4 protein-coding genes are annotated in these 9,863 nt (G+C 39.0%); all 4 read left to right on the top strand.

From position 1 onward, the window contains the following. Positions 1-264: 264 nt before the first annotated feature. The 4 genes from AC1WHX_RS07700 (at position 265) to AC1WHX_RS07685 (ending at position 9,768) form a co-directional block, all read left to right on the top strand. The gene (locus AC1WHX_RS07700) at positions 265-1,251 is read left to right on the top strand and encodes an alpha/beta hydrolase (protein ID WP_337752916.1); all 987 of its coding nucleotides are present in this window, start codon (positions 265-267) and stop codon (positions 1,249-1,251) included. A gap of 57 nt (positions 1,252-1,308) precedes the next feature. Then, a complete protein-coding gene (locus AC1WHX_RS07695; protein ID WP_302545306.1) occupies positions 1,309-4,209 on the top strand; it encodes a DUF5010 domain-containing protein in 2,901 nt (966 codons plus the stop codon). Between the two features lie 182 nt (positions 4,210-4,391). After that, positions 4,392-7,928, top strand: coding sequence for a PA14 domain-containing protein (locus AC1WHX_RS07690; protein ID WP_122337902.1), 3,537 nt, complete (start codon positions 4,392-4,394; stop codon positions 7,926-7,928). 109 nt (positions 7,929-8,037) lie between these two features. Next, a complete protein-coding gene (locus AC1WHX_RS07685; protein ID WP_122337901.1) occupies positions 8,038-9,768 on the top strand; it encodes a family 43 glycosylhydrolase in 1,731 nt (576 codons plus the stop codon). Positions 9,769-9,863: the final 95 nt, after the last annotated feature.

Raw genomic sequence — 9,863 nt, 5'->3', positions numbered from 1 at the left:
TAGAATTTAAGCATGGTAGAAAAAACTGTAAGTACAAGAAAGAATATTTAGATATAGTGTTTGTTAAGTAACAAACAGAAGTCTTGGAATCATTTTTATGATTCCTGATCTGTTAACATTTTCTGAGAGGACGTCTGTAGAGAAGATATATAAAAGAGAATACTTCCTATTTAATTGAAATTAATGTCTTGGGTTAATTCTGAATTAAGAAGTTTTTTAAGGTATCCCGTTTATTTTTGTACCATAATTCAACTATAACACAACATGAAAAACAGAGTATTGATAACATCTGTATTACTCTTATCTGTTATCGGGGTAAATAGAGTTTTCGCGCAAAAATATGAAAATAACCGTTATGGATTGACATTAGAAAAGAAAGAAAACGGTTATGTTTTGAAAGATGCTAAAACAATTGAACGTTTAGAAGTATTCGATATTGAAAAAGCTCCGGCTGATATGTTTGTACCTTATAAGCATAAAATGCGAAAACTTAAATCCGAAGATTTTAATCAGTGTACGACTCTCCATTATGTATTTAAAGAATATCCTAATCACAAATTAGTAATAGAAGTCGATTTACCAAAGAATAATAAGGATAAAAAAATACCGTATATGATATGGATTCATGGTGGAGGATGGCATGGTGGAGATTGTATGGGACATAAGGGGATTTCTACTTATTTGGCGTCTCACGGTATTGCAGGTATAAGGGTTTCGTATTCTTTTCCGTCTGACGGTTCTAATTTTAAAGACTCTTATCAGGATTTAAAGGATGCATTGAAGTTTATCCATAAACATGCTAAGGAATGGAATCTCGATGAGAAGAATTTCGGTTTCGGGGGGCATTCCGCAGGCGGGCATCTTTCTTCTTATATGGCAATGATGACTAAAGGAACGAAATTTCTGGTTGCATTTAATGGAATATACGATATCGAACATGTCAAACCGGGATTTGTACCTGGAAAAGATTTTACCTATTTCGGAACAACGGATTCCCAACGTGCGGATGCATCTCCGGTTAATAAAGTGCCGAAAAATCCTCCGTATGTGATACTTACATATAGCGGGGGCGATTATTTGGTAGATCAGGACCAGATGCTTCGTTTTGAAAAAGCGCTAAAAGTGCGTAATGCTCGAGTAGAAACTCATTATAAAAATTATTATTCACATGCAGGGTTTATAGGAGGGTCTGATATTTATGAAGACATGATGATTCATGTGCTGAAAAAAGCGCAGGAGATTTTACAATAGGAGAAAAAGAGAGGATAGAAATGGAACATGGAATAACATATAAAAGAGAGAAACATTATGAACAAACGATTATCTTCTTATTTTGCTGCCGGGTTGATGGCCTGTTTGGTTGGCTTTTCGGGGAATAAGGCAGAGGCTCAGGAAGTATTTTCCAATAACTGGTATGTCGGAAATACCGAAGCTGGTGAATGGATACGTTACAAACAAGTTTATTTGGCTGAAGGTGACTACCGTTTCACTACCAGAGTCGCTGCTCGTAGGGATAACTGTAAGTTACACCTTGAGTTAAATGATGAAACTTTGGTAAGCGGTGTTAAAGTGCCTGCTACTCAAAACGGAGAATTTACTTTGGTGCATTTAGGCCATAAGCATTTAAAAAAAGGCTATTATGACATGAAACTTGTTTTTGATACGGATGATATCAATTGTGACATGATTTTTATTCGTAAAAGTTCTGCAACATCAAATAATGTATTAGATGATGATATTCAATATAGTTTGAATTGGGATGATCCGATGCCTATTTTTGCGATTACCGCTACGAATTTTACCAGTGCGGCTTTAGCAAAGTGTGGAGATAAAGGCGATAACGGGAGCTGGACGGATAAAAATAATAACTATTTTACTACTGAACAGATGCGTAGGTGGTATAAGCAGCAATTATATACTTATACACCGGAAAATACTGAGGAAGCAATGGACCAATTGGTTTCGGAACTGGTCGAAGCTAAAGTGGAAGTAGCTTATATGCATGGACGAGGAGATCATGATAAGGTGCATAATGTCGATGACCGTCTTTATACAGGAGGTCCTGGAGCTTTCGGTCCGCGTCTGATCAAACGATTTGTAGACGCGGTAAAACGTTCACCTTATGCTAAGGACCATTTAAAAATGGCCTATTTTGTAGATAATGCTGTATTTCCACGTGCTTATGATGATCCGAAGTATGGCAATACGACCGGGAAGACAATGGAATGGGGTGATCCTGATTTTCAGGAATATATTTGGAACTATATGTTTAAACCTTGGTATGAGGTCGTTCCGAAAGATATGTTATATATACGTCCTTCTTCCGGAGCTGTTCCTATTCAGTTGTGGACGGCTAATTTTTCGGAATACGACTACAATAAAAAGGATAATAAAATATTAGAGTTTTTAGAATATATCGAAGGTAAAATGGATGAAACTTTCGGATTGAAGGTCGATTGGATTTTACCGGATAATTTCTGGAAAAGAGATCCGCGTACTGAAGATAAAGCTGCAGGTATTCAAGGATGGTTTACTTGGGGAGCTAATATAACACCGACACCATGGGAGTTTAAGGGTAAGTATTATAGTTTTGCTTTTAATGGAGGACGTTTGCCCCTGAATAATGTATGGTATAACGATTGGGTATATGATAAAGACCCGATACTTGAGACCGGAACTCCTGTTTTGGATAACAGTGGAAAGCCCAAGGATGATGCTCATTTTTCTTCATTGGCAAAAGATGGAAAAACTCCGGTTATTCGTGAAATTTTCGAAAATGGCAAAAAAGTCAAATCAGAGTGGATCGTATTGGAATCTTGGGTAGACTGGGCTGAGGGGTCAACGTGGTATCGGAGTGATCATCCAGAATATTTATATCCTAATCAATATATATCATTGGTTCGAGAATTTGCCGATGAAGAATCTCAATGTATTCTTCTTGAGGCGGAAGGCTGTGACGATTATTATGATAAAACTCCGGGAAATTCGGGCGGCGCTTATCGGTATGAATGGCATCACGGTAAAGAATCCGATTTGGATATCTATCGTCCTCTGCACAATATCTTAGATTTGTGCAAACAAGGAACTGCTTCTTGGCCGTCAACTGCACACGTAACGAATTTTACGGCAGGATTTAATGATGTATGGCAGAGTACATCGGTAGGAAATATTGTTTGTAAACCGATTCATGGAGAAGATCCGTCCTCATCTTTTCTTCCTATCGATAAAAAGCCGAGTGGATCTTTGAAAAAATTAGCATTGGGAAAATATTATGCTTGGGCTATAACGGATGTAAGCGGAAATAATAAAGTTTATCGTACGGAATTACAGCCGGGGGCGGCTTGCAATCAGGCTTATGGTTGGGTAGATGTGACGAATGGTCAGCCGATGGTGGATCTTGATCTGAATATGCGAGAGGTTTGGGGTATCGATGCCGAAGGTGCTGTATATTATCGCAATTTGCACGGGGAAGTTCGTCTTGACGGAGGTACGAAGCAACAGACAAATTGGATCAAAGTGGGAGATGATAATATTCGGTTAAAGTCGATTACGGCCGATGATAAATTCGTATGGGGATTTACTACTGACGGGAAACTAGTTCGGATGTCTTCTGAAAGTAAGAAAGGTTTTCTTGAAGTCGGAAATCCGTATAATCTGACTAAAATTGATGCCGGTGGTGGTGAAGTATGGGGTGTTAATGAAGATAAAGAAATTTATCGGATTAATTCATCCGGAGCAGGAGAATGGGAACGTGTTTTGACAAATGGTGTTATTCCGGACGATAAGGCAGAAAATGTCAGTGTCGGATATGAATATGTTTGGATACAAGGAGTACCTGTTACTACCGGACGATCGAAATCTTCTACATATTATCGGGCGATTTTGGATGGATTCCAAGGTAAAAGTGTTTATGCTTTGGCGGGCAGTTCTACGGGAACGGGTGTGGATATTACAAATGCAGAAACTAAAGTATCTGCTTTCCCGAATCCGTTTACAGATTTTGTTCGGGTAGATGTTTCTGCATTTATAGCAGAGCCTGCACAGGTTGCATTATATGATATGAAAGGTAATTTGGTTATGTCCAGAATGGAACAGTTGCAGGAGGGACAAAATCGTATTACATTGAATACTTCGAGTCTGAATAATGGTGTCTATATTCTGAAAGTGATTTCAGAACACAGTAAAGCAATAATAAAGCTGGTAAAATAAAAGATTGTTTTAGGTTGATTTAGTTTGGTAAAAAAGAGAGAAAAGGCAAATGTTTTTGGGCATCTGCCTTTTCTCTCTTTAATTAATATCCATTTTTAGTTGTCATTTAACCGTAAAGTAAGTCTTTGGTTAATTTGCTCGAACTATTTTTGAAATTAGAAAACTTTTATTTTGTAATACACATGAAAACAAAAACTCTTTTTTTAGGGATGTGTCTGTTAATAACGTCGGGGATAACGGCACAACAACGTACTTCGTTTCAGATTGGAGATGATGGTTGGGCGCTTTGGCTAGACCGAGATGCTTCGTGGAAAAATGATTCGTTGTATTTGCCTCCAGCGGATATTTCGAAAATAACTGTTGCAGAACCGACTTGCGGATGGGATAATCTTTTTTCGTCGCTTCGCCCTGAATCGGAAGCAAGGGAAGTTGTTAAAAATAAGACTTTATCTTTGAAAGTCAGAGTTCCCGGAACGGTAGAAGAATACTATTGGGATGCTCTTTCGAATAATAAAGGTTTAGGAAATACAGGAGATTACAAGGGTGTCAGTTGGTGGGGAACTGATTTTACAGTTTCTCGGGAGATGAAGGGAAAACGTATAAAGATATTTTTCTCAGAAGGTATTCGTCAAAGAGCAGAGGTATTTGTGAACCGTAAGCTGGTAGGTTATGAATTGGTGCATCAGACACCTTTTGAGATTGATGTGACCGATGTTGTAAATTACGGAGGCCGTAATGAATTGGCAGTTCGAATAACCGATCCTTCCGGGAATTTCAGTTGGGGAGATTATACCGGAGATAAATGGGGAGATTACTTGTTTCCCCAGTCCCACGGTTTTGGTGGAATTTTGGGGGCTGTCGAGCTTCGCTCCGTATCACCTCTATATGTATCGGATGTATTTGTTAAAAATAAACCATCTTTAAAGGACATAGATGTCGATATTGAAATTATTAATGAGGCGTCGTCTAAAGTTTTAAAAGGAAGTGTCGATGTGGCTATTGTAGAGGCTTGGAAAAGTAATGTTCCGGTAACTGATCCGAAGACTTTGTTTACGAAGAATTTGGGCAAGGTGAATGTAAAGACCGGAGAAACAATAAAGTTGACTTTTTCGGCCTCAGTACCCGAAGCTCGTTTGTGGGAGTTGAAAAATTCGAATTTGTATAATGTCGTAACAACGATTAAGGATAGTAAAGGTAAGGTTGTAGATCAGCATAAACAGCGTTTCGGATTTCGTTTTTTAAGTGTAGAGGGATATGGTAAGAATGCTACGCTTAATTTTAACGGTAAACGAACGTTGCTTATTTCGTCTATTAGTTGGGGGTATTGGCCTACGAACGGGATGTATCCGACTCGGGAACTGGCTCGTAAACATATAGAATCGGCATTTATATTGGGACAGAATATGTTGAATTTTCACCGTTGTCAGGGAAATACGCAGGTACTTGACTTGGCCGATGAAATGGGGATGTTGTATTACGAAGAACCCGGAGGATATAGTAGTTCGAGAGTAAAAGAAGGAAGTGAGCAGAGTAAAATGAAAAATCGACTGCTCGCTAATCAATTGAATTCTCAGCGTTTTTTGAGAATGGTGAAACGAGACCGTAATCATCCGTCTTTAGTCATGTATAATATGATTAACGAGCCGGGATGGATTCCAGATGAAAGGGCGAAGAAAGATATGGCGGAAGCCCATCTGCTTGATCCGACCCGTCTGGTCACGTATGGTTCGGGATTTATGAATGTAGGGAATGATGAGCCTCGGAAACTGCATATGATTCCGTATGATCAGAATCAACGCACTACCGGATATTGCGATGTCCATAATGCCGGAAATTCGGCCGGAGTTTATGTTGATGCTATCTATAATTCTCCTGAGAGTTTTTTGCGAAATGAACGGGCTGAATCGGAAATTTTTGTTTGGGGAGAAGAGGCGGCTTTGGCATCTCCTCCGCAGTTAGAAAAAGTTGTTGCAGCAATAGAGAAAAACGGTAATCGCAACGGATGGGATGGTGCTGATTATAAAGATTGGTTGAATTCTTATAGAAATTATATTAAAAATAAAGGACTTGAGAAATATTATCCCTCGATAACAAAACTTATTACTTCATTGGGTGACATAATGTATTATGAACATGGCCGTTTTCTTGAAAATGTGCGGATTGCTGACGGTGCGGATATTTATGTTTTCAACGGGTATGAAGATATGAAAAATGATAATTTTTCGGGTGCTGTCGATGTTTTTCGTAATATAAAGGGTACTCCTGAATTGATTAATCATTATGCTCAGCCTGCGTTTGTTGCTGTGAAAGTCCGGGAAAAAATCGGTCATGTAGGAGATACGAATCTGTTCGATATGTTTGTTGTCAATGAACATGCTGTTCCAGGGGGAGATTATAATATAAAAGCTTGGGTTGTCACTCCGAAAGGGGACACAGACATATTGTATGACGGAATTGTGAAAGTCTCTGGCGGTGATACGTTCAGCGATTTGGCTGCAGCGAAAATTCCTGTGAAATTAAATAAAGGTATAGGTTATTATAAAATAAATGCAGAATTATCAGATATGTCGGGTAAAAAAGTCGCATCCGGTTATGACGATATTTTTGCAGTAGACTGGAAATCTGACAAGATAAACGGTTATGGTGCTGTGATAGGCGGTGGAATGGAACTTACTAATTTTTTGAAAGATCAGAAAAAAGCGAATGTTGTTGCTTATGACGAGTCTCTCGGAAAATTAGATTATATTTTGGTGGGTTCTATCGATCAGGGTACGGCATTTAATACTATATCGTCATTTTGTTTCAAGGCGAAAGACGGAAAAACAATGGGATTGAATCTAGATTATTTTCGAGGTAAAAATTTTGATATGCAAGTTGACCGTCGTATTTCTGCCGCACCAATAGATTTTAATGTCGGCAGTAAACTCATTCCCGGATATGATATATTGGGTGATACAAAATTCTCACTCCGCTGGGAAGGTTATATTGTAGCACCATATAGCGGAGAAACGGAATTTGAACTTTCGTATGATGATGGAGCGAATCTTTGGTTCGACGGAGAACAGGTTGTCGACAATTTTAGGAACGGGCCTAAAAGAGTTGTGACGTTTAAACGTAATTTGGTAGCCGGAAAATCATATCCTTTAAAGATCGAGGCTTATCAAGACGGAAGAACTTGGGAGTTTGCTTTGAAATGGAAATTACCGGTAAAGATTCAAGAACCTGATATGTCGGCATTATTGAAAAGAGTGCGGGATGATGGAACTAAATTGATGTTGATTGATAATGCAGAATCGTGGATGAGTAAATTAAGGGCTGTCGGCGCAGTTCCCGGTTATAAAGTATTTCATCCTTCAAAAGCTTGGGTGGGAAGTAGTTTTATGGTAAGGGAACATCCTTTTTTCAATGAGTTGCCCGTAAATAAAGGCATGAATTGGGAGTACCAACGACTGGTAGTTTATGATGGACCGAAGCATTTCGGGTTATATGAAATGCAAGGGGAAGAACCTGTGGTATCTTTGGTCGGATCTCCTTTTCACCAGATAACGACATCTGTCGGGGTATTGCCTTATGGAAAGGGGAAAATTGTATTCTCTTCGTTAGATCTGTTGCCGAATTTGAGTTTAGATAGTAAACCGGCGAATGTCCCGAAAAAGATTTTATGTAATTATTTGAAATGGGCTACAGATGTACCGATGACTGAGACCTATTTTAAGTAGTTTATAACTTTGGTGAAAAAGATACTTTTGTTGAAAAATTAAGCGAGAAAAGTCTCTTAAATTAATTAAGAGATTTTTCTTTTGCAGCATAATTTAAAACTTAAGAGAGATGAAAAACATGAAAAGTCGATTGTTGACATGTATTTGTTCGACACTGTTTTTGTTACCTTTTGATTTAATGGCGAAACACCTTGATCGAGATCGTATTGTCGCGAATCCCATAGATCTGAATTATCGGTTTCGTCCGGAGAAACCGAGTCGAAGAGAAGCTGCCGATCCGGTTGTTGTCTTATATAAAGACAAGTATTATATGTTTGCATCCAAGTCAGAAGGATATTGGAGTTCGGCCGATCTGGTGAAGTGGAATTATATCCCTTGTAAATCTATTCCGATTATAGAAGATTATGCTCCTATGGTTATAGAATTGGGCGGTGAGTTATATTATACGGCCGGATGTACCCGTTTCTTTAAAACATCCGATCCGGAAAAAGACGATTGGAAAGAGATAAAAGTCAACAATAAAAATCGGCATGACGATATTACTATTTTTCAGGATGATGACGGCAAAGTTTACTTTTATTGGGGATGTCATGATAAAAAACCGATACAGGGAGTACAGGTAGATCCAGAAAACGGTTTCAAAGAGATCGGTGAGGTAAAAGACTTGATTTTGCATAATTCAGTAAAATATGGAATTGAATCGAACGGAGACAGGAATGAAATGAATAAGGACGGCTATAATGAAGGTGCTACCATGACGAAATATAAAGGGTTGTATTATTTGCAGTATTCTACTCCGGGAACACAATTTATAACGTATGCTGATGCCGTATATGTATCGGAAAATCCGTTAGGTCCTTTTACTTACATGGAGGATAATCCTTATTCGATCAAACCCGGAGGGTTTATTTCCGGAGCAGGTCATGGACATACATTTCAGGATAAATACGGTAATTATTGGCATGTTTCTACAATGGTGATAGCGGTAAAAAATTGGTTCGAACGTCGTTTAGGATTATTTCCGGTCTATTTCGGAGATGAGGGGCACATGTATTGCCACACGGTATTCACCGATTATCCGATGCAGATACCCGATAGAAAGGTCAATTTCAAGAAAGATGATTTATCCGTGGAGTGGAATTTGTTGTCTTATAAAAAGGAAGTTTCGGCATCATCGTTCCAACCGGGATATGAAGCAGTAAATGCCGTGGATGAAAATATCAAGACATGGTGGGCGTCTCAGAGCGGCAGGTCAGGCGAATGGTTTCAGATCGATTTAGGACGGACGATGCAGGTCGAAGCCGTTCAGGTAAATATCAGCGACCAGGATTTCGAAACATTGCGGAGAGATGCAGCACCCGTATACCGTTATGTTTTGGAATCGTCTTGTGACGGAAAGAATTGGCAGATGATAGGCGACCGGAGAAAGAATGATCGGGACGCCGTACATGAATTGCTTGTTTTGGATCGTTCGGTATCAGCCCGTTATATTCGGATAAAGAACATGGAAGATCTCAATGGGGGAGTTTTTTCTCTATCCGGACTGCGAGTTTTCGGGACGGGAAAGGGAAAAGCTCCGTCTGCAGTTACCGGATTTAAGGTTGTCCGTAATGCAAACGACCGACGTCGAGCCAGTTTCAGATGGGATAGTCAGGGTGAAACGACAGGTTATGTGATCCGTTGGGGAACTTCACCGAAGGTACAGAACAATGCCGTCATGGTTTATGGAGACGAGGCAGAATACGGTTTTTTCAATCGGGATTCTCGATATTATTTTACGATACAGCCGTTCAATGAAAATGGGAAAGGCAAGATAAGCAAAGTTATTTCTGTAGAATGAGTAAGAACCATTATTGAGGAGCATTTGGTATAAGTGAAAATTTTTTAAGAGCTTGTCTAAATTTTTTTGAGAAATTTATGCAGGCTCTTTTAAAT

This window comes from Coprobacter sp. (assembly GCF_982436375.1).
Note: the sequence above shows the minus strand (reverse complement) of the source record. Positions and strands in the feature narration are given on the sequence as shown.

Coding starts and splice junctions, on each gene's coding strand:
- AC1WHX_RS07700 (WP_337752916.1), top strand. CDS start 265: ATGAAAAACAGAGTATTGATAACATCTGTATTACTCTTATCTGTTATC.
- AC1WHX_RS07695 (WP_302545306.1), top strand. CDS start 1,309: ATGAACAAACGATTATCTTCTTATTTTGCTGCCGGGTTGATGGCCTGT.
- AC1WHX_RS07690 (WP_122337902.1), top strand. CDS start 4,392: ATGAAAACAAAAACTCTTTTTTTAGGGATGTGTCTGTTAATAACGTCG.
- AC1WHX_RS07685 (WP_122337901.1), top strand. CDS start 8,038: ATGAAAAACATGAAAAGTCGATTGTTGACATGTATTTGTTCGACACTG.